The organism is Leeuwenhoekiella parthenopeia (assembly GCF_020782115.1).
In the GTDB taxonomy this organism is placed as follows: Bacteria; Bacteroidota; Bacteroidia; order Flavobacteriales; family Flavobacteriaceae; genus Leeuwenhoekiella; species Leeuwenhoekiella parthenopeia.
The window spans coordinates 259,483-281,721 of the sequence record NZ_JAJGMW010000001.1; the positions used below are offsets into that span (position 1 = coordinate 259,483).

The 22,239-nt window shown below is 37.0% G+C and carries 14 protein-coding genes; 4 read left to right on the plus strand and 10 right to left on the minus strand.

Annotated features, from left to right (window positions below; translation table 11 throughout):
* Positions 1-115 precede the first annotated feature (115 nt).
* The 6 genes from LLW17_RS00860 to LLW17_RS00885 form a co-directional block, all read right to left on the minus strand.
* A complete protein-coding gene (locus LLW17_RS00860; protein WP_228228377.1) occupies positions 116-1,096 on the minus strand; it encodes a glycoside hydrolase family 43 protein in 981 nt (326 codons plus the stop codon).
* On the minus strand, positions 1,086-5,333 hold the full coding sequence (locus tag LLW17_RS00865; RefSeq protein WP_228228378.1) for a hybrid sensor histidine kinase/response regulator transcription factor: 4,248 nt from the start codon (positions 5,331-5,333) through the stop codon (positions 1,086-1,088). Before LLW17_RS00865 ends, LLW17_RS00860 begins: the two co-directional genes overlap by 11 nt.
* Before the next feature lie 19 nt (positions 5,334-5,352).
* Positions 5,353-6,801, minus strand: coding sequence for a glycoside hydrolase family 27 protein (locus LLW17_RS00870; protein WP_228228379.1), 1,449 nt, complete (start codon positions 6,799-6,801; stop codon positions 5,353-5,355).
* Between the two features lie 18 nt (positions 6,802-6,819).
* Entirely contained in the window at positions 6,820-8,310 is a 1,491-nt protein-coding gene (locus tag LLW17_RS00875; protein ID WP_228228380.1) for an arylsulfatase, read from the minus strand.
* A gap of 201 nt (positions 8,311-8,511) precedes the next feature.
* Positions 8,512-9,894: a glycosyl hydrolase family 28 protein gene (locus LLW17_RS00880; protein ID WP_228228381.1), complete on the minus strand. Its 1,383-nt coding sequence runs from the start codon at positions 9,892-9,894 to the stop codon at positions 8,512-8,514.
* Positions 9,891-10,895, minus strand: a complete 1,005-nt coding sequence (locus tag LLW17_RS00885) for a family 43 glycosylhydrolase (RefSeq protein WP_228228382.1) — start codon at positions 10,893-10,895, stop codon at positions 9,891-9,893. The genes LLW17_RS00880 and LLW17_RS00885 overlap by 4 nt, the downstream gene beginning before the upstream one ends.
* Positions 10,896-11,126: 231 nt before the next feature.
* Between LLW17_RS00885 and LLW17_RS00890 the strand changes: the two genes are divergently transcribed.
* The 4 genes from LLW17_RS00890 to LLW17_RS00905 are packed head-to-tail and all read left to right on the plus strand — an operon-like array spanning position 11,127 to position 16,496.
* On the plus strand, positions 11,127-12,623 hold the full coding sequence (locus tag LLW17_RS00890; RefSeq protein WP_228228383.1) for a sulfatase family protein: 1,497 nt from the start codon (positions 11,127-11,129) through the stop codon (positions 12,621-12,623).
* A gap of 47 nt (positions 12,624-12,670) precedes the next feature.
* The gene (locus LLW17_RS00895) at positions 12,671-13,642 is read left to right on the plus strand and encodes a hypothetical protein (RefSeq protein ID WP_228228384.1); all 972 of its coding nucleotides are present in this window, start codon (positions 12,671-12,673) and stop codon (positions 13,640-13,642) included.
* Between the two features lie 5 nt (positions 13,643-13,647).
* Complete coding sequence (locus tag LLW17_RS00900; RefSeq protein ID WP_228228385.1) at positions 13,648-15,090, plus strand: family 43 glycosylhydrolase; 1,443 nt, start codon at positions 13,648-13,650, stop codon at positions 15,088-15,090.
* Positions 15,091-15,149: 59 nt separating this feature from the next.
* Complete coding sequence (locus tag LLW17_RS00905) at positions 15,150-16,496, plus strand: glycoside hydrolase family 27 protein (RefSeq protein ID WP_228228386.1); 1,347 nt, start codon at positions 15,150-15,152, stop codon at positions 16,494-16,496.
* A gap of 125 nt (positions 16,497-16,621) precedes the next feature.
* Here LLW17_RS00905 and LLW17_RS00910 read toward each other — a convergent pair whose 3' ends face one another.
* The 4 genes from LLW17_RS00910 to LLW17_RS00925 form a co-directional block, all read right to left on the minus strand.
* Positions 16,622-17,443, minus strand: a complete 822-nt coding sequence (locus LLW17_RS00910) for a 3-keto-disaccharide hydrolase (protein ID WP_228228387.1) — start codon at positions 17,441-17,443, stop codon at positions 16,622-16,624.
* 17 nt (positions 17,444-17,460) lie between these two features.
* Positions 17,461-19,098, minus strand: coding sequence for a glycoside hydrolase family 43 protein (locus LLW17_RS00915; protein ID WP_228228388.1), 1,638 nt, complete (start codon positions 19,096-19,098; stop codon positions 17,461-17,463).
* A 204-nt stretch (positions 19,099-19,302) separates the two neighbouring features.
* Positions 19,303-21,111, minus strand: a complete 1,809-nt coding sequence (locus LLW17_RS00920; RefSeq protein WP_228228389.1) for a glycoside hydrolase family 2 protein — start codon at positions 21,109-21,111, stop codon at positions 19,303-19,305.
* Positions 21,112-21,369: 258 nt separating this feature from the next.
* Complete coding sequence (locus LLW17_RS00925; RefSeq protein ID WP_228228390.1) at positions 21,370-22,236, minus strand: 3-keto-disaccharide hydrolase; 867 nt, start codon at positions 22,234-22,236, stop codon at positions 21,370-21,372.
* Positions 22,237-22,239 lie beyond the last annotated feature (3 nt).

Consider the following 22,239-nt stretch of genomic DNA (forward strand, 5'->3'; position numbering starts at 1 on the left):
AATAAGCTTAATAGTATATATGAAAATAGTAAGTCTTATTATTAGTTAAACCAATTGAGGTAATTATAGCAGCCGCTTTCTAGTTAAAAGTTCCAGATAATTTAAAATCCGATATTTAATGTTTTAGAGTAAGGAAGTTTCCACTATCTTCCAAATCGAAGATTCTGGTGCGCTCTAAATTATTACCATTTGGCTGATGAAGAACCAATTTTAAATCTCCTTGGAAGGTCTTGAAAATCATTCCATGACCTCCGTTTTCATCAAAGATAAGTGGTTCTATCTGCTTCCAGGGTCCCTTTATGGAACCGGAAATAGAGGCAGCCTGTCCTAAAGCATAACCATTTTTACCAAAACTTGACCAAATCATCAGAAGCGTATTCTTTTTTGTCTTGTAAATAAAGCACCCGTCAGTAACATAACCTCCTATTGTTTGATCAGATTTACGCATAAATCGTTCAACCCAATTCGCATCTGTCGCTTTAAATAAGGTTTTAGGATTTCCTTTCGCAGAAGATAGGTCGTCTTTAAGTCGAACAAGTTCTACGGTTCCTGTTCCAATTTGGGCCCACTCATGGCAGAAAATCATATATGGAACATCATGCTCAACCCAAAATGTCCCATCAAGACTCATCCAATCTTTAGGTGTTGCACTTCTCTTTCCAAAAGATCTAAAAGGCCCGAATGGGCTTTTAGATTTTAATATTTGGGTCCATCGTCTTGGCTGCTTTTCCCCTTGTTTGGTATTATCTATTTTTTCATGAGAAGTAAGAGTCACAAACATATAATATTGACCTCGATAAAAATGAACTTCCGGAGCCCAAATCTGTAAATCTTCACGAGGGTAATCTTCGGCTGAAAATACTGTCTTAGGACCTTCCCAACTCGTTAGGTTTTTGCTAGTATAAACTTCAACTCCTTTTATACTATCATTATTAGATAAGCGGTTTCCGGTCTGTACGTAAAGATAGTAGGTACTTGAATTAGTATCCGGTAAAATAAATGGATCTCTAACCCGAATATTATTTAAGTTCTGTTGACTAAAACCAAACAAACTCATAAAAAAAAAGGCAAATAAGTTTAAAATCCTAAGTGACATCGTGCCCCTTTTTAGTGCTTACATCATTCACAAATTGTGAGGGAGTTTTACCATATTCTTTTTTGAATATTTTAGTGAAATAGGATTGACTTTGGATACCTACTCTATACATAGCTTCAGCAACTGTCACCTCCTCTGTAAGTAAAATTTCCGCTGCCTTTTTAACACGTATCTCTCGAATGAGCTCAACGGCTGTTTTATTGGTTGTAGCTTTAATTTTGTTGTAAATATTTGTTCTACTCATATTCAGTAATTCTGATAGGGAAGAAACATCAAAATTATTATCCTCTAAATTTTCAATTATAGTTTGGGTTAACTCTTGGACGAATTCATTTTCCTTTGATTTTTCAGTCATTGAATACGACTCTACAAACGTATCTTTAACAATACTTTCCTTTAGACTCAAACGGTTTGATAGAATATTTTGAACATTAATTTTAAGCACATCAATACTAAAAGGTTTTGATATATATAGATCAGCCTTAGCTTGTGCTGCTTCTAGCTGTTTTTCAATAGATAGGTTTGAGGTGAGTAAGATAAAAGGTATATTCTCATATTTCTTAGTTGTTTTTACCCATTTACAAAGTTCAATTCCGTCGGTTACTGGCATAACTATATCACTTATCACAACATTAATAATATTGTTTTCTATAATTTGTATAGCTTGCTTACCATTTTCAGCCTCAAAAACTGTAAAATCATCCTGAAGATTTTCCTTAATAAAGAACCTAAGCTCTTTATTATCTTCCACAACAAGTAAAGAACCTTTTCCATAAGAATTCCCAATATTGTGGATGAAATTTGGGGTGTCGTAAATAGGACTTAGCGATGATTTGGATAATTGTACCTGTGGCTCTTGTAATTCTTCAGCTTCTAAATGTTTAATGAAAGGAATACCAATATAAAAACAAGTTCCTACTTGCTCCGAGCTTTTTACAATTAGCTCCCCGTTTTGTAACATTACTAGACTTTTAACAAGCGAAAGACCAACTCCTGAACCTTGAGATTCTAATGAATCTATCTTGTCATTATGAAAAAAGCGGTCAAAAATATGATTCATTTCCTTTTCTGATATTCCCTTTCCAGTGTCATAAATTTTTAACCAAATCAACTCTGAATTTAAGTTGTTATACGATAAACGTGTAGCATTTTTAAGGTTTTTTTCTTGATCCAGATTTTTTAGAATGTGAATTCCCACTTCTCCCCCATCATCCGTAAACTTAAAAGCATTGCCTAGTATATTGTACGCTATTTTTTCAACTACTGTCCGGTCAAACCAAAAGTTCTCCAGGTTAATAGTTTCTTTAAATATCAACTTGATATTTCGCAAAGCGGCAAACTCTTCAAAGCTTTCATAGACATCCTTAAGTACCTTATTGAGATTTTCTTTTTTGAATTGTAACTTGTACGCTTTAGTCTCTATCTTCTGAAAATCCATTAATTCATTTATGAGACGTAGCATCCGCTTAGTATTTTTGAGCATATGACTATAATATCTGTCTCTTTTACGATTTCCTACATTGCCTTTCAGTAATTCTTCAAGCGGATTTATAATTAATGTTAGTGGTGTTCTAAATTCGTGAGAAATATTTGTAAAAAACTGAAGACGCATTTTATGGATTTTATCTTCCTGTTTTTTCTCCAAAATAGAAATGTCGTAAGCTCTTTTAAGCAAAATCCATCTTGAAGCTAGATATAGCATTAAAATACCAATTAAGACATAAAATACCTTCGCATACACTGAAAGCCAAAATGGTGGAGTAATGACCAATGATAAGTTTTTAGTCTTATTAGACCAGTAATTATCTGTGTTTGTAGCGTTTACTTTAAAACTATATTTTCCATAAGGAAGGTTTGCATAAGTTGCCTGTGGTGCGCTATTATTTATATATATCCAATCTTCGTCATATCCTTCAAGCTTATAACGAAATGTAGTATTCTTTGCATTGGCATAATTCAAACTACTGAAGTAAAAAGTAAAATTATTTTGGTCGCTTTGAAGTTTTAATTCATTGATATTGTTAATCTGTTGATCTAAAATATTGGTATCGTCTCCCGGTCTTATCAAATCATTATTTACAGCAATACCCGATAATACAATTGAAGCTTGAGTTGTATCTGTTTTTATTTCATTTGGAAGAAAATACGTGAGTCCGTGTGTTCCTCCAAAGTAAAGTTTTCCGCTTGCCCCGTGATGACTGGCTCCAATTTTAAAACTATTACCTTGTAGACCATCCTCAACAGTAAATGCAGATATATTTTTTGTTTTAATATCGTAACGCGTAATACCTCGACCTCCAACCCATAATACTTTATTATCATCTAAGATCAAGGATTCAACATCCTGACTAATTAAATTTGACTTATTGTTAATTCTCAAAGCTTTGTAACCTAAATCATTTTTTTGATTTAGGATGAGCTTATTAAGTCCCCCTCCTATCGTGCCGACATATAAAATACTATCGTTGAGCCGCTCTACTGGCCAAACATAATTAGATGATAGTGATGTACTATCTCCATTAGTTCCCTTGTAATGTATTATGGAATCAATTTCACCATTAAAATCTAAATAGATGTGATTCAATCCTTCTACTGTTGAGACCAATATTTCACGTCTTAGGGAATCGGTTTTAATTTCAGTAATTTCATTAGAAGTTAATCCAAAAGGTTCTCCTAATTGAGTCTTATAAATTTTATCGATATGTAAATTTTCGTCAGTTAGGGTAATTTTGTTTAGACCATTAAACCAAGATCCTGCCCAAATAGCTCCAAATTTATCCTCGGCAATTGAAAAAATTGTATTGTCAGATAATCGATGATGCTCAATTGGTGAAAGTGCATTTAAATGACGTGTTCTTCCTGATCGCGTATCTATAATACTTATTCCTTTTGTAGTACCCACCCATAATCTTTTTTTAGAATCATATAATAATGACCGTATACTATTACTTATAATTGAATTCGGATCATTTTTACTATGCTGAAAAGATTTAAAACTATTTTTATCAAAATCATAATATACTAACCCATCTCGTTCAGAACCCAACCAAATATTACCTTTTTCGTCCTCTGTAACAGCCCTGATGTAATTTGGAGCATAATTATTTTCTCTAGAAAATGGAATATTGGTTAATAAATTAAATCGCTTTTGATTAAGATTGATGAGATTGACCCCAGAACCAAAGAAAGTTATCCAAATATTGCCAGTGCCATCAGCGTAAAAGCTATTTATACGCTTTCCCGAAAGGCGGCTGCTCTCATTACCACGATCATCGGAATAAAAATTATAAGTTATTTTATTATTTTGTTTACTGACCAGTTCAATCAATCCATAATCAGTACCTATCCATACCTTCCCATTCTTAGAACTATAAATAGCACTAATATGAAAATTTTCATCTGAGTCAAGATCAAAGGCTCTACGCACTTCACGGTCAAAACCATCAATGGGATTGACTCTTATTTTACCATCGTCTAAGCTATAAAGATCAGCTTTTAATAGTGTGTTAGTTCCACCTAACCACATTTCAGTTTTTGAGTTGGTAAAAACAGTAGTAAAATCCTGAAAGATTTTTCCATCTAGATTTTGAACCTCAATTGGTTTGATCCTTATTTGTCTTCCCTGATCTTCAGTTTCAATTTTGAAAAGACCTCTTGGAGTAGTTAACCAAATATTACCTAGAAAGTCCTGTGATAGACTGTTTACGATACCGAGAAAATCTGGCACATTGATTTTCTTTTCGTTTAATACAATTCGATTTTGACTAAAATTAAATTTAAAAGCATAAACTTTTTTATCGATGATGACATAAACTAAATCCTTGACAATAAGAATATTTCCTACTTTAGTTCTTGTTATATCTTCTTCATTTATCAAATTCCAGCTAATATTTTCAAACTGCTCAGTACGCGTATTGAATGCAGCCAGACCTCCTTGAGTAGCGAGAATCAAATGTTCATTAATACGTGCTAAGTCGCTAATTCGATTAATATAAGCCTTAGATAAAGTATTTACGTTATTAGTGAAAAGACGCAAATTGTATCCGTCATACTTATTAAGACCTCCGTAAGTGCCTATCCATATAAAACCGTTTTCATCCTTAATTACAGAAGTTGCATCAGTATGTGCCAAACCTTCGTTCACTCCAATTTTCTTGAATTTAAATAGGTAATCCTGCCCCTGAACGGAATTAAGAAATAACCAAAAAACAGATAGAACAATGAGCTTTCTAGGCATGAAAAATAAATATGTGTAATTACAATTTAGTTAATCTAAATATTTTTCCACCGTGAGGAGCAATTTTAGCACTTAATACTTGATTTACATTTTCTAAATATTTCCCTTCCCATAAGTCTTTTACTTTAAAAGTACCTCTAAGAGATTCATCTTCGAGATTAAAAGAAATAGTTTCAGGTTGATCCGCCAGATTGAATAGAGCTATAAATCTATCTCCATTAGCTGGGTCAGTTGCAATCCAAATTGCTTCGTTATTATGTTTGATTACTTGACGATTGTCTACACTATGCTGATTTACATAAATGACATCTCTGTTCTTAAGAAATTTCATTGTGCTTTCGGGAGTTGAAAGCAGATCACCTCCCATCATAAGAGGTGACTTTGCTATACTCCATAAAGTCATCAAAGTATAATGTTCCGGTTCTGTAAAATTAGACATGCGCTCTTTACCGTGGGGTCTATCATTTAGTGATAATTTACCAATAGGTAACATATCACCATCTGGCCAATGACCCGGGCCTATAAATGGGGACCAAGCATTTAGTAAATCAAAATTGTGCTCTAAAGATTCCCAATTGTCCCAAAAATCTGCTGAAATTCGCCACATATTTGCATTTTCAATAAGGTGAGGCGCTCTTGAAACGGGTGCTTCGCCGCAAGAAAGGCTTAAAATCATTGGTCTTCCAGACTTCTCTATTGCTTTATGAATCATTTCAATCTCCTCATCGTGATAAGGAGGGAACATAGTATCATCTGCTTTTATGAAATCAACTCCCCACTCAGCATAAAGTTTAAAAAGTGAGTCATAATATTCCTGAGCCCCTTCTTTAGAACCGTCTACACCATACATATGATTGCACCAGTTACAAGTATCAAAAGGTTCTGCTATATCCTTAGCAGTCATATTTGTACCCATTATGGGAGTAGCCTGAAAAGCGGCAACGCGATGAATCCCACGCATAATATGAATTCCAAATTTCAATCCTTTATTGTGAACATAATCAGCTATAGGTTTGAATCCTTTGCCCCCTGCAGCAGAAGGAAAGCGCTCAACAGCAGGAATCAACCTTCCAAACTCATCCATATTAGTGTATTCCGGATATAATGGGCTACCATCATCATTATAACGAATATTAGGGTGACCTTTTCGCCTTGGTGTATCCCAGTTTCCGGGATTTGGGTGCCACCAGATATAGTCAATAACAGCATACTCCCATCCATACTCTTTAAGGTTTTCAGCCATATAATCAACGGTAGCCTTAAATTCTTCTTCGTTTATCCGACAATCGTATGCATCAAAGCTATTCCAACCCATAGGAGGCGTCGCTGCCAATTCAAATTCAGTATCTACAGATATATTTTTTTCTACAGATTTACTCGTATTTGCCGTCTGTGACGAAATTTCTGAATCTACACAAGATGTAAGTACGCCTAAGCAAAGAATTATTATAAATTTAATTTTATTCATTTTATGATAGATAAGTTATTATTCAAATCGGGTTTCTGCGTCTTGTTCTTGAGAAAACAATGAGAGTAATCTGTGTTCCTGATGAGCTACATTCATTAGTGAATCAAGTTCACTTACTTTATCAGGAAAATCGGCTTTAATGTTCTTTGATTCTGTTGGATCTGATACAATGTCATAGAGTTCTGAAACTACAGGAGTATCAGGATCTCTCACATTAAGCTTTACCAACTTATAATCCCCGACTCGTATAGCCTGGCGACCTCCGAGTTCATAAAATTCCCAATATAAATATTCGTGCTTTTGCTGATTTTTAGTATCTCCTAATAATAAAGGAGCAAATGAAATTCCGTCAATGTTAACTGGTTCAGGAATCCCAGTTAAATCTGCAAAAGTTGGGAGAAAATCCCAAGTAGCTACCGGCATATTAGTAGTTGACCCGGCTTTTATTTTTTGTGGCCATTTAACAATTAATGGCACTCTTATTCCTCCTTCATATAAATCTCTTTTAGCTCCGCGGTATATACTATTGCTATCGAAAAAATCTACACTGTGCCCCCCTTCATTATGCGGTCCATTATCACTTGCAAAAACTACGATCGTATTATTTGATAATCCAAGCTCTTTAAGCTTTGCTTCCACTTCTCCAACTTTTTGATCAATAAGATGTATCATCTGAGCGAAACCCTTCTCAGGTTCTGGCCAATCTTTGTCCTTATAAGAACCATAATTAGGCACTTCCATACCGTTTCCGGTGTAATAGCCTGCTTCATTATTAGCATGAGGCATATTAATAGCATAATAGAGAAAAAATGGATTTTTCTGATTTTTATCAATAAATGAAAGGGCATCTTCTTGAAATTTATCGAGTACATAGGTTTCTTTGATTTTTGCCACTCCGGTGCCTTCTTTCATATCATCAGGATATGGATAACTCTCATCGAGTTCATTTCCTTTTAGCATCTCCTTCTTACCATTACGATAAAGAAATTCAGGATAAAAGTTATGAGCGTGCCACATATTGACATATCCATAACTATGATCAAAACCATTTCTAGATGGGTCGTCTGGTTCGGGATGATTTCCTATACCCCATTTACCTATAATACCGCTGGTGTATCCCTTTTCTTTTAATAGTTCAGCAATCGTGGTTTCTTGATTTTCTAAAAGCTGACCCTCTGGACTATTACCTCGCACAGAAGTATGGCCTGTATGTTTACCTGTCATTAAAGCTGCACGCGAAGGAGCACATACTGTAGATCCCGCATAATGTTGTGTAAATAACATGCCTTCTTCAGCAAGCTTGTCAATGTTCGGAGTTTTTAACTCTTTCTGTCCATAAGAGCTTAAATCTCCAAAACCAAGATCATCTACATAAATTAAAACAATGTTTGGAGGTAACTCGTTTACCTCTTCTTTAGGATTCTCATTAGAATTTGAATTATTCTTACAAGCTAAATTGCTTAATAAAAACATCATTAATACAATTCTTAATTTGGGTATAGTTCTCATTTTTAGATTAGAAATTATTTTTTAATTATCAACCTCCTGTTCAATTGGACAAGAATAACTTAGAATATCTCAAATGTTTAAACATTTAATATTTGAAATCAAACTTATGTAGAGATATCGATTGCGATAAACTCATTTGCACACACATTTTGCTCATTTGTGCATACAAATGGATTTTTTTAAATAAAAAGACAATTAGATTTATTGGCTGATTGTAATATGCTTTGTAAACCGAGGATCAATTATGAAGTGTTTTTTTAAATCGGTTAGCTGCCTACCAGCGATTTCAATATTTTCAAATTGCATGTTGAAAACAGGATGTTGAGCATCGTGCCCGGCTATCAGATTTTTAATTACCGGTGTTCCATAGTACTTGAAATTTTTAAATTCAAAGTTTGATAGCGAACCTGATTTAGGATTCCACCTACCCCAGCGATTAGGACGCGTTACTAAATGGAAAATCCGCCATTTACTATTGTCAATTACAATATTTTCAAATTTAATATTGCTTATGTTAGCTTCCCCACCATGAACTGCACAAACAACAGCTAGATTTTCATTATCCCAATGATGCTCCACTCTTATAATTTCAATATCTCGTACTTCAATTCCTCCAAAATCACTGCTTCCATTCCAGCTAATCATAAACGGAGCGCCATTTTCTAATTGCCAAATCACACAATTCTTCACAAGTGTGTTGCTCTGATAAAGCTTTACGGCATCATCATTAACTTTAAAAAAACAATTCTCAACCACAGTGTGTTCTCCAGCAGAAATTCCATCGGTACTAAACCACCAGCCCATCATTTTAACGTTATCAAAAAAATGATTTTTACCCCTTAACGCTATCATATATCGCGGAGAGTGTATCATAGTAATGCCACTTACCTTGATATTTTCTGCATTTTGCATACTGATCATGTGCTGATGAGTTCGAGGCTGATAGACCTCTCCAGATAATATCCCGCGACCTTTGATTGTTATATCTTTTGCATTTTCTGCAAAGAACTGACCTATTACATAAGCTCCTCCAGCCAAATAAACAGTTTGATTACTCTTAATCTCAAAACGATCCCCTATTTCGTGTAATCCAGGTTTAAAATAAACAACATCAGGATCTGCAGGATCAGGAATATCCTTCTCAAGCGGGTTTGCAAAAAGAAGCAAAGGATAGTCTATAACGGTCCCCCTCTCAAATTCAATGGAATAATGCCCTGGTTTGTCTATAGTAAAACTTATCAAATTGCTATTTTCTTTCTTAACCTGAATGTTTGCGCTGCGGGGTAGAACCTGGACAAAATCAACTGTATCTTGTAAACGTTCTACTTGTACTGTTACAGACCCAGAAAATGAGAAGTTAGACCACGCTGTATTTTGCGAATTATTGGTATTATGTTGCGCTTTCATACAATAAGTAAAATCATTTATTTTATCCCCGTTCTGCAGAAGACTTACCTTGTAATGTTTTGAAGGATGGATGTAGGGGTTATTATCTATTATATTCTCTGTTGGAGTATAAGTTATTATCTGTGCTTGCAGCTGCATTAAACAACCTAATAAAATTAAATTCAATATTTTTTTCATGGAATGATAATCATTTGGTTAATCGCTTTAGGATTAAGCGGCTCAATTTTATGCTCTTCAACAATTACCGGTTCAATGCATAAATAGGGCTCACTATATTTTTCAGAACTATGATATGCTATAAAGAAACCCCCACTAATTCCTTCGAATAAGGTGTTACTGAAAATTACCTGGGTAGGAGGCGCGTAACCATTTGCTTCGGGATACCTATTTTTAACTTTAAGATCAGCTTCAGATTCAAGCCACTCATAAATAGGGTTTGATTGTTCCCAAACCCAAGGACCCATTGGGTGATTTGCAGTTAAATGATTAACTAAAACTCTATATCCTCCAAAAAATTGAGAAACCAATAAATGATACGTTTCACCTACCTTTGTAATATTTGGGGCATCTAAATATTTATAATTTTCCTTTAGATTAATTGGTCCCAAAATCTCCTTCGGGTCTTCTACTAGGGCAGCGGTCTCAAGATTTATGGGAGCCATATAAATTCTACCATCCATATCGTAGTAGAGAAATGTTTGATTATCAGGATCAGTTACTAGTCCGGCGTGGTTAGTTTCGACCAATGGCTTACTAGTATTTAAAACCCTATATGGTCCTTTAAGCTTATCTGCTACGGCAATCCCGAAACCCAATTTTCCATAGGGATTTATACTGTCATTTCGTCCATTAAAAGTTAAGTAATACCGATTTCTGATCCGGTGGATCTCTGGAGCACTGATTACATGCTTATACCAACTGGACGAGTCAAGCCTTTCCAAATCAAGCAAAATTGAAGAAACTGTCCATTCTTGAAAATTATTAGACTCATATAAACGCAAAGCTTTATTATTAAATCTGTAAGGATCTTTATAGGACGTTCCCAACAAAAAATAGGTGCTATCTTCAACCATTATATAGAAATCTTTCATTCCATATTTAGGAAGACCTTCGCGAATAGGGTTGTGCCATGAAAGTACGTTTTTCTCCTGAGCGAAGTTTGGGATACTTGCTAACAAATAACAGAGGATAAAAATTCTCGAGTACATACTATTTTTAAATAAAATTAGTTCAAATAGAAAATCACTCTACCTTCCATTTAAGTCCAATTTTTGTCCAAATGATTTAAACACCTCAAATAATTACTTTTTAATCATTTGGATCACGTAAGACAAGATTTTGAATAAATAGACAACTAAGGACAATGCTTAAAAACTAATTTTCGGTTCTATTAGTAGCTCCTTATGATTTTGAACAAAACTTTATTTTTTCTTTTAGGCCTTTGCTTATTAATGGGCAATAAGCCTGAAATACCTTCAATGGAAATCAGTATTAATCCCCCAAATATTTTGTGGATTTATGTTGAGGATCTAAATCCGGTTTTAAGTTGTTATGGTGCAAACAACAACCCCACACCTGCTATAGATTTTCTTGCTGAAAACGGTGTGCTTTTTGAAAACGCGTATACACCGGCGCCAGTATGTTCTGCAGCAAGATCAGCTATTATAACTTCAACCATGCCTACTACATTTGGTACACATAACCATCATTCTTCCCGCACTGTTGAAGATGCCATTTTCTTACCAAAAAATTTTTTAACTATTCCTGAGATTTTTAAAACTGCCGGGTATTATACTTTTAATCACGGGAAGGATGACTACAATTTTATATACAATCGAAAAGCTTTATATAATGATTCCGTGGCTTTGGATTATTGGTATACCTTTTCGGGTAAAGGCAACTGGATAGACTCTCTTAGCCAGGAACGTCCATTTTTTGGCCAAGTACAACTGACTGGTGGTAAATGGGGAATTACTCAACTCTATCCTAAATTAAAAGGTCAGATAAATCCAATAAATCGTGATGATATAGAAATTCCTCCTTACTATCCAGATATTCCAGAAGTACGTGAAGATATTGCACGTCATTATGATGCTGCAAGAATGACAGACCTTGAGGTGGCTAATATCATTCAAAAATTGAAAGACAAAAATCTGCTAAATAACACCTACATCTTCTTTTTTACCGATCATGGTTACAAGGGGATACGGCATAAACAATTTGTATATGACGGAGGCATTCAAATACCTCTTATTGTCAGCTATTTTGGTAAAGAAGATAAACTCCAAAAGAATAAGCGACGTAAGGATCTCGTAAGCGGTATTGATATAGGCACAACCTCTTTAGCTCTCGCCGGGCTTGAAATCCCGAAATCTATGGAAGGGTTCGACTTTTTTGCAAATGATTACCAGCGCGACTTTATTATCGCTACCCGGGATCGATGTGATTTCAGCATTGATCGCATTAGAGCTGTACGCACTAAAGAGTTTAAATACATTAAAAATTATATGCCCGAGCGGTCCTATACACAGCCTTCTTATCGAGATCAACGAACAGAATTTAAATCAATAAAAGCGGCTTATGATGCGGGCAACCTCAATGAGGTACAGGCAAAATACTGGAAGCCCACAAAACCCAAAGAAGAGTTGTTTGACCTTATAAACGATCCCTACGAGATAAATAATTTAGCCGAAAACGCGGCCTACAAAAACCAACTGAATACTATGCGTAATCATCTACAAAAATGGCAGGATACCTATGGTGATAAAGGCACAGAACCACAAAACCCCTATTCTTTATTAGATATGTATAAGCGCTGGGGCGAGCGTTGCGTTAACCCTGAATTTGATACAATTAAAACTATGCGAATCCCAAATACTCCGAGAAGAGATTTGACAAAAGGATAATTTATAAAAATAATGTCTGGATATCTAAAGACTTAAACATTTAATAATTGAATTATACTCTGTTAGTGATCATATTTTCTGTTTTTTGCCTATCGGCGAAAGCACAACGTGCGCAATACATTTCAGCGTATGAATATGAAGGATGTATCTTACTTGAAAACAAGAATACACGTGTCATTCTCAACCCAAATTTGGGTGGTAGTGTTCTAGAATATTCATTGCACGGGAAAAATATACTTTTCGAAAATCCTAAACACGATGGGAGAATCTGGAAAGGTGGTGAGGAACGTTTTGAAGTTCCGGGAGGTAGGATGGATGTTGGTCCAGAAAAAACAACGCCTTTTAGAGCGAGTTTCTTTAATAAATGGCAAGCAAAGATTACGGGGAAGCTTTCCGCTACTATGACTAGCCCTATAGATACGGTTCTTGGGCTAAAGCTAATTAGGGAATTCATATTAGACTCAGAATCATCAAGATTAACATGCACGCAAACGATTGAAAATACAGGTAATATACCCCAAGCCTATGCTCATTGGAGCCGTACCCTGGCAAAAGGAGGAGGAATATGTCTCATTCCTATTGCACAAAACAAACGCCTCCCGCAGGGTTATGCTCTTTATCGTGACCAACAAACAATCGATTTTAATCCAGTACCGGAAAAGAATATTCGTAAAAGAAATGGAATTCTTGAAATCCTTGGCCCTACTAGTGTACCAAAATTTGCCATAGAAAGTGATGCGGGTTGGATTGCCTACATACATCAAAACGATTTACTTTTCATAAAAACCTTTCCGGTATATCCCGATAAGTTGTATGGGGATATGCTTTCAAACCAGGTTTCGATATGGTATTATAAAAATGAAAAATGCGAGATAGAACCACTTGGTCCTCTGGAGGTTATAAAGCCCGGTCAACGTATTTCTTTTACAGAGACCTGGGATCTTCTGGCTTATGAGTTTCCGAAAAATAAATTAACTCCACTCAATCAAATCAATGGTTTAATAAATTATTTAAAGTAAATAGCATGAACACTATTAGATTTAATTTTCTATTACTTTTTCTGTTTTCTCTTTCAGGTCTGGCCCAAAAGAAAAACAGCAACACCACACCCTACCCTTATAACAACCCGGTTATTCAACATATGTATACGGCAGATGCCGCTCCGCATGTGATGCCAGATGGTAAGGTATGGATGGTCACTAGTGTGGATCACGAGAATGGTGGTGGTTACTCTACAATGCATAAATACCATACCTTTTCTTCCCCCGATATGGTAAACTGGACAGACCATGGTGAAGTTCTAAATATATACGACGTTATTGGGGCAAATGAAGAACCAGAAGGTGAGGATTGGGCTCTGTGGGCTCCAGATATGATTTATTACAACAATAAATACTACCTCTACTTCCCGGTAAGAATTGTTTTGGGGGAAGATGGTGGTGAAGGTAACCGTGAAGTCATTAGTTATACCGCGGTGGCAGTAAGCGATGCACCGGATAAGCATTTTAAAATCATTAGCAAAAAGATTGAAGGAACACGAGGTATTGATCCTGCAGTATTTATTGATGACGATGGAGAGCGCTATTTGTATTACGGACAACATTTCGGAGCAAAATTGAAAGAAAATATGATAGAGCTTGATGGTGAGCCTGTAAAAATGGAAGTTGATGATAACCGCTTTATGGAAGCCATCTGGATGAACAAAAAAGCTGGGAAATACTGGATTTCTTATCATTCTCACTACGGTAAACCGGTAAATCCCGAAAATCCAGATGATATCAATCGTGACAAGTCAAGACTGGATTATGGAATTAGTGACAGCCCTTTAGGACCATTTGAGTACAAAGGACCACTGAATTTTGAACTAGGTGTAAATGTCCAAAATGGACCTAAACTTCCCAATTATGAATATGTGCCTTGGAGGCTATATCAAAGTAACCATGGTGGAATTGTAGAATTTCACGGTACGGAATATTTATTTTATCATACTTCAGCTCTTTCATCGTGGAGACAGGATAGTTTTAAAGGACCCGGTACGTGGACACAACGTTCCGTTTGTATTGATAAAATAGAATATAGCGATGGAGAAACTATTAGACCGGTACAGCAAACTCTCAAAGGAGTGGATGAAGTAGTGGTAGATCAGCCTTACGAAATAGTCTTACCCATTGCAAAGATTAAAAAGAAAAGCAATACTCTTACCTTTAAAAATGTTGATTTGGGAACAGGCTACTACTACGCCTCTCTGGAAGCTGACAATTTTCCAAAAGGTTCCAAAATTTCTATATATAAAGATTCAGCCTCAGGTCCATTGTTGGGGACTTTGGTAAGTACGGGAACTAAAATTACTGAAACCTTTCTTCGCGATGCTAATGGATTTCAGAATATTATCCTGGTATTTGATGAATCTGCATCTCAGGCATCATTAAACAGCTTCAGATTTTTTGCTGGCGCACCTATTCATTAATTTTTTAAAATACAATTAGACTTATGACATTACAAAAAAAAATATGCGTTCTACTCCTTTTGGCAGTTTTAGGTGTTAATGCCCAGAATAACAACCTCCTAAAGGCTCCTACTCCACCCCTAGGCTGGAATAGCTACAACAGTTATGGTGCTGCAGTTACAGAAGAGGAGATTAAGGCTAATGCTGATTATATGGCAGAAAACATGAAAGATCTGGGTTGGGAATATGTGGTAGTAGATTATTGTTGGTTTTATCCTCATCCACCGGGAAGTATTCAGGCTAATCCTCCGCAGTTTCGCCTCCCTGAAGACGGAGCTCCGGTACCCTGGATACCGATGGATGAATACAGCAGATTATTACCTGATCCCAGAAAATTTCCTTCATCGGAGAACGGAAAAGGATTTAAACCCCTTGCCGATTATGTACACAGTAAAGGTCTGAAATTTGGAATACACGTAATGCGTGGAATCCCCAGACAAGCGCAATGGGCAAAAAGCTCTATTAAAGATGCTCCCGAAGTTAATGCAGCTCAGCTTGCTGATACCACATCAGTATCCCCGTGGCTGAATACAATGTATGGTGTAGACATGACTAAAAAAGGTGCTCAAGAATATTACAATTCACTGGTTGAACTTTATGAATCTTGGGGAGTGGATTATATTAAAATAGATGATATAGATCTTAATGATAACTACCCCTATCGCAAAGAGGAAGTTGAAGCAATGCGTAAGGCCCTGGACCATCATAAAAGTGATATAGTTTTAAGTTTGTCCCTAAATATGAAGTTTGAAAATAGGGAACACGTAAAGGAAAATGCGGAATTATGGAGAATTTCTAAAGACTTTTGGGATGAATGGGATAGTCTTAAAGAACAGTTTGAACTAATCGACAAATGGAATTCTATCTCCGGACCAGACAGCTGGCCTGATGCCGATATGCTTCAAATTGGAAAAATATCAAAACGTGGGCCTAAGGGTCCTGAGCGATTCAGCAACTTTACAGAAGATGAGATGTTGACTCACATTAGTCTCTGGAGCATTTCTAAATCTCCACTTATGATGGGGGGTAACATGCCTGAAAATACTCCCTTTGTCAAAAAACTTCTCACAACACCGGAAGTCATCCGTATGAATCAGTATGGAACTGAACAAAAACAATTATGGCGTAAAGAGAATAAAGCGGCCTGGATGAGTACAGATCCGGATAGTGGAGAAAAATATATTGCACTTTTTAATTTAAGCGATAGCCCATCTACGATACGCGTAGATGCTAAAGAGTTAGGGTTCTCAAAAATTACCGATGCTCAGGATATCTGGAAAGACAAAAAATATAAAACGAGCAGCAAACTCGTCTCAGGCTTGGTAAATCCTCATGGTGTTTTACTTTTAAAAGTAGAAGGAAAATAAACTAACTTGGGGTATTAAACCCTTTGACGATACCAATAAAACGGAGAAGTTCATTAGCTTGCTTAAGCATTAAATGACTAAAACACCTAAAAGTTTTTCTCTTAGGTGTTTTTTTTTGTAGGCACTTAATTACCCGTCTTATCGTTCGCTTTCAGCTTCAAATTCCTGTAAAAGATCTCTGCACCTTCTGCCTGAAGCAAAATACGCCCCTTCGACAAGGGGTTCCAAGAACCTATACTTTCATCGTAGAACATGATATTCAGTGCTGCATTGACTGCTTTTCCGTTGAGATAATAGTAAGCATTATTACCCCGCACGACAATTTTTAAAATATTCCAACCTGAAGGATTTTCCCAATCGTAAGACCGGTGAAAACGGTCAAAACGCCTTTGAATAGTGCCTCGGGTAAGGGTATCGCCATTTACATCATAATTTCGTATAACTGGACTTACCGTTGAAGTCACCTGTGTACCTATTGCCCAAATATCACCAGTATCGCCTTCCTGAATCTGACATTCCACACCACTGGGCCAGATCACGTCAGAGCCAAAAACGTGGTACAGCACCCCAGCATCCCTCACAAATTCATCCCGTGGTTTAAACTTTTTTTTACCCCATTTATATTCTAGTGTTAAGACATAGTCTCTATAAATGGAATCTGTTATAAGTCCTGCAAAAGTTTGCTCACTCCCGTTTTCCTGATCGGGATAGACGTGTATCACACCATTCTCAATTGCAAAAATACTTTCTGGTGCTGCTGTAAAACTACTATCCCGGGCAGAAAAATGCCAGCCGTCGAGATTTTTACCGTTGAAAAGGTACTCCGGGTTAATAACAGTACCTTCCGACTCTTTTGTTTTTTGATCTGTTGAAACAGCAACCGAGTTTTTATTGCTTTCAGTGCAGCCTAAAAGCCCCAATACAAATACAAAGAGTACTACTTTCATGGATCACTTTTCTTAAGTTATTTTAGTGTCCGATATTCAAACCAGTCAAACATCGCTTCATTTTTAGACGACCTGCCATTGCTACTGGCATACATGCCAACATAGGCGCCAGTGAAACCTCCGGCAACATTTGAGGTGATGACACCAGCATCTTGATCACCGCCCAACTGTTCCAAATGTTCTTGGCTTTCGCCGAAATAAAACCGTAGTCTCATCCCATCATTCACCATACTAAGGATCACTTCATCTTCTATATATTTCGCAGAGGCAATAGTCTCCGTACTTAGTGTTTTCCTGTCTTCATTGTAAACTTTTATCAAGCTTACGGAATCCTTTCCTTTGAGCAACTGATAATTGTAGTTGGTGTTTTGCAACACTATTATCCCTGCCTTTTCATAATTTTTACGGGTTATAAAATTAAGTTTTAGGGTTGCTTCGCTCCTTAAATATTGCAGCCGTCGGGCAATAAGGGAAGGGTTGTTCTTTTCGGTAACCACTTCCGGGCGGAGTTTTATACTAAGTTTTCCATTTTTTAGGCCATACCACTGGGTTTGCGGTGTTAGCAGAAAATTCCAGCCGAGATCAAGAGTATCTCCTTCAAAGTCAAAACGCGTTATTTTCTTGAATGGCGTCCAGGCCAAATCAGGGCGTTTGTCCGTCATTAGGACCTGGCCTTTGCCGGGATTAAAAATAGGCGTGCTGCCCTGCCACTCCACAGGAGTAAGAAAAGTTTCCCGCCCCAGATAATACTTACCTTCCTCAGGCCTACAGCCAAGAACTACTGCCCACCAATCACCATTTTGGGTTTCTACCAGATCAGCGTGCCCCAGGGTGGTAATCGCGGCATCATCCCCCAGATGGCGGTGTGTTAAGACGGGATTTACCTGAGTGGGTTCGTAAGGTCCCAACAACTTTTGCGAAGTAAATGTGGTCACAGCGTGATTACTCCAAGTACCACCTTCCGAAATCATTAATACATAGGTTTGTCCTTTTTTGTAGAGGTGTGGACCTTCGGCAAACTTGGCATTAGTTGCATGGCCTGAAGTAAGTACAATGGGTTCTGTTAGTATTTTTCCCGTTTTCAGGTCAATCTCACTGATGTAGATTTTATCCTGTGAGGGCCACTCCCTACCACCTTCGAGCTCGTGGGTTGAGCCGATGTAATAGCTTTTCCCGTCATCATCCCAAAAAATAGTAGGGTCAATACCATAAGACCTGTCTACCCAGATGGGGTCGCTCCAAGGACCGGTAGGATCTTTGGCCGTAACATAAAAATTATCCCCACAATCGCAAGCGTTGATGCACTGTTTACAAGTAACCGCTACATAGAACAAACCTTCGTGAAACCTTATGGTGGGAGCCCATACCCCACCCCCGTTGCCCGGGGTTTTCATATTGAGCTGTTCAGGCCTGCTGAGTACATTGCCTATCTGTTTCCAGTTTACAAGATCCTTACTGTGAAAAATGGGAATCCCTGGAAACCAGTTAAATGAAGAGTTTACCAAATAGTAATCGTCCCCCACACGGGTTATCGATGGGTCCGGATGAAAACCGGGAATAATAGGGTTCTGAAAGTTTTCAGGTATATGAGATTGAGAATATAGTCCCCCCAAAATAAACAACGAAACCATAAGAATTAAAATTCTCTTTTTCATGTGTATCCTATTCTTCTTTAGTTTTGCCAGGTGACTTTTGAAAACTCTAAGCCTCCTCATAGCACTTAATTTCCAGTTATGCGCTCAACACACCGAGTCAATGATTTAACAGCATTAGACAAATTACCCGATACATAAATATAAGTGAAACTTATAGCAACATATTGGGACAAGCTTTTGAAAAACGTCATTTACCTGGTAAGATTAATTTTCTTTTTTTGGAAGATAAGTCGTTAGATTAGCCTCTTTTACTCTATTCTTGTCCAGTTTTTCAACTTTACGATCGTAAGTATATAAGCCATTCATTTCATTTTCCACATCAGTCCATTGAGTATAAACCGAAGCACTTAGTCCTTCTTTTTGAAAATCATCGGTTATCATTCTGATAAACTTGAGGTATTCCTCTGTGGCTGCTTCTTTAGTATCATAATTATTATGCACCCAAGGCCCATCAAGATCCCAGACGTGGCCATCCACATTATAGCCAATCGCGCCATACTCACCATTTACCACTGCTCGTTTATTTGAGGCAAAGGGCACTGAAGGCGGACGGTAACTGTGATTATCTTTTATATGCCCCACCTCATAATCAATATCAGGTTTTCCTGCATCAATTCCGCTATTGCCTATTACTAAACGTGAGGGATCCATTTTAATAACATTATTGGTAATTCGTTCTACATCATATAATCCCCAGTGTTCATTAAAAACAACCCAAGTAATTATTGAAGGATGTGAAGCAAAACCCTGAACCATACTGCTGAGTTCAGCTTCAAATTGAATTTTTTCATATTCTGTGCGCTCACCAAACGTGCTGGGCATATCTTGCCAAACTAACAATCCTTCCCTGTCGCAGTGATAATACCATCGCTGTGGTTCTATTTTAATATGCTTGCGCACCATATTAAAGCCCCAATCCTTAATATTTTTTACATCCCAGACGAGCGCTTCGTCTGTAGGAGCCGTATAGATTCCATCAGGCCAATAGCCTTGATCTAAAGGCCCCATTTGAAACAAAAACTTGTCGTTGAGAAAAATCTTTTTGAGGTTGCCTACCTTTTCAATAGAAATCTTTCGCATCCCGGTATAACTTTTTACCTCGTCATAAGTGGTTGTGCTATCTTGTAATGTGACCACAACATCATATAAAAAGGGGTCGTTTGGTGACCAGAGTTTAGGATTGCTTACAGGTATGCGGAAGGGAATATTTGCACTTCCTCTTCCCTCTCCAACCACAAAGGAACCATCCATCACCTTTACAAATATTTTTGATTGCGCTTTAGCGGAAGCATTTACCAAAACCTCAACCTCTGAATCATCAACAAACGGAAGGATTTTTAAATAATCAATATGTTGTGCAGGCACCGGTTCTAGCCACACCGTTTGCCAAATTCCGGAAGATGCAGAGTAAGCAAAACGCTGCGGATTATTAAAACGGTCTTCATTTTGTTTACCATAAGCAATGCCCTTTGTATTTGTGGGATCATTAACCCATATTGTAAGGCTGTTTGTTCCTACTTTGAGATACTGGGTAATGTTAAATGAATAAGGATCATAGCCACCCTTGTGTCCCCCTACAAATTTATCATTGACAAACACCCGGGCTTCAAAATCAACTGCACCAAAATTGAGATTTATCTCGTATCCATCCCAATCCCTAGGGATGTTAAAATCACGTTTATACCAAGCAGTTTTAGATTCTAGTTGTCGCTGAATACCGCTCAAATAGGATTCCCAAGGAAACGGAACCGTAATTTCTTCATTCAAACTTACAGGAAGTGCATCCCCAGGTTTAGCTTCACCAAATTGCCATTGACCATTTAGATTTTTCCAGCGCTCACGTACCATCGTGGGTCGTGGATACTCCGGAAGGGGATTGTATTTGTCCAAATCTGCGGCCCAGGGTGTAACCAAGGGTTTTTCAGCTTTTAAGTGAGTACTTTGTACGTTCTTTTGTTGAGCAAAGCCAGAAATGAAAATAAAAATTGAAATATAAAGAATACTCGCCTTCATAAATGTTTGTTTTAATGGAAATTTCTCTTTGCGATAAATTCTGAAAGTTTTAGATCAAGAAATACAATCTATTAGTTGTGTTTCTGATAGTTCCCTTCAGCCACAGCTAGTGAAAACATAAATCAAGTTATGGATGGCTTGAAAGCAGATTTACAGACACTATAACAACTTCCTTATAAAATTCTGAGCATTGAGCCTTATGCGCGGGTAAAAACACAAATATGCCAATTAAAAATTATGCAAATTTCAATCTAAAGTTCAATGTTGCCCCTCCTTTAGGAAATCTTCTATTGGTATAAATTTTTTGAATTCTTTAATTTTAATGTTTCGATAGTAAATCTCCGCTGTTTCTGCTTGCAATCCTATTTCACCTTCACTCAAATCCATATTGGTGAGCACATTAACGACTTGACCATTAAGTTTAAAAATTGCATACTCATCTGCCATTACAATAAGTTCGCATTGATTCCATTTTCCATTAAGGGCGTTAAAATCAATTCCTGACCGAGCCCGGTGCTCGCCCCCACGGCGTTTTTGAACCCTTCCTCCTTCAGCTAGTGGTAAATAGGTATTCTCATCTGATGCTACCCAGTCAAAACCTGCCCCTGAATTCCATATATCGCCAGTATGATTGAGTTTTTGAGTGTGATCATACCGCACCTGATATTCTATTCCCTTAGGCCAAATCTTAACGTCATAAACGTGAAAGTACAGACCGGCATCATATTGAAACTGGTCAAAATTGTTGAATCGTTTCTCCCCCCATTTATATTCAAACCTAAAGATATACCTGCTGTATTTTTTGGGTGTGAAGAACATACAATGAGTGCCGCTTCGGTTTTCCTTATAACCATATTCGTCTGGGAAATCTTTAAAAACATGCAGTTCTCCATTTTCACCGGCAGTAAAGACACGTTCTGCAAGACCTTCTTCATTATCCCTGCATAAAAGGTTCCAGTTGCTCATATCTATACCGTTGTATAAAGACAGGAAACCTTCTTCAGAATTAATGACAGTTTCTGGACTTTTCTCAATAATAGCATCCCCTCTGAAAAATCTTTCGCTACAAGCAAAGACAGTTGAAAACACCGTTAAACTAATGAGCAAACTTTTTAAAGTAATCATAGA

Excerpts from the sequence above, each read along its gene's own strand:
- LLW17_RS00875 (WP_228228380.1), bottom strand. The coding sequence starts at position 8,310 with ATGAGAACTATACCCAAATTAAGAATTGTATTAATGATGTTTTTATTA.
- LLW17_RS00920 (WP_228228389.1), bottom strand. The coding sequence starts at position 21,111 with ATGAAGGCGAGTATTCTTTATATTTCAATTTTTATTTTCATTTCTGGC.
- LLW17_RS00880 (WP_228228381.1), bottom strand. The coding sequence starts at position 9,894 with ATGAAAAAAATATTGAATTTAATTTTATTAGGTTGTTTAATGCAGCTG.
- LLW17_RS00900 (WP_228228385.1), top strand. The coding sequence starts at position 13,648 with ATGAACACTATTAGATTTAATTTTCTATTACTTTTTCTGTTTTCTCTT.
- LLW17_RS00865 (WP_228228378.1), bottom strand. The coding sequence starts at position 5,333 with ATGCCTAGAAAGCTCATTGTTCTATCTGTTTTTTGGTTATTTCTTAAT.
- LLW17_RS00860 (WP_228228377.1), bottom strand. The coding sequence starts at position 1,096 with ATGTCACTTAGGATTTTAAACTTATTTGCCTTTTTTTTTATGAGTTTG.
- LLW17_RS00925 (WP_228228390.1), bottom strand. The coding sequence starts at position 22,236 with ATGATTACTTTAAAAAGTTTGCTCATTAGTTTAACGGTGTTTTCAACT.
- LLW17_RS00915 (WP_228228388.1), bottom strand. The coding sequence starts at position 19,098 with ATGAAAAAGAGAATTTTAATTCTTATGGTTTCGTTGTTTATTTTGGGG.
- LLW17_RS00870 (WP_228228379.1), bottom strand. The coding sequence starts at position 6,801 with ATGAATAAAATTAAATTTATAATAATTCTTTGCTTAGGCGTACTTACA.
- LLW17_RS00910 (WP_228228387.1), bottom strand. The coding sequence starts at position 17,443 with ATGAAAGTAGTACTCTTTGTATTTGTATTGGGGCTTTTAGGCTGCACT.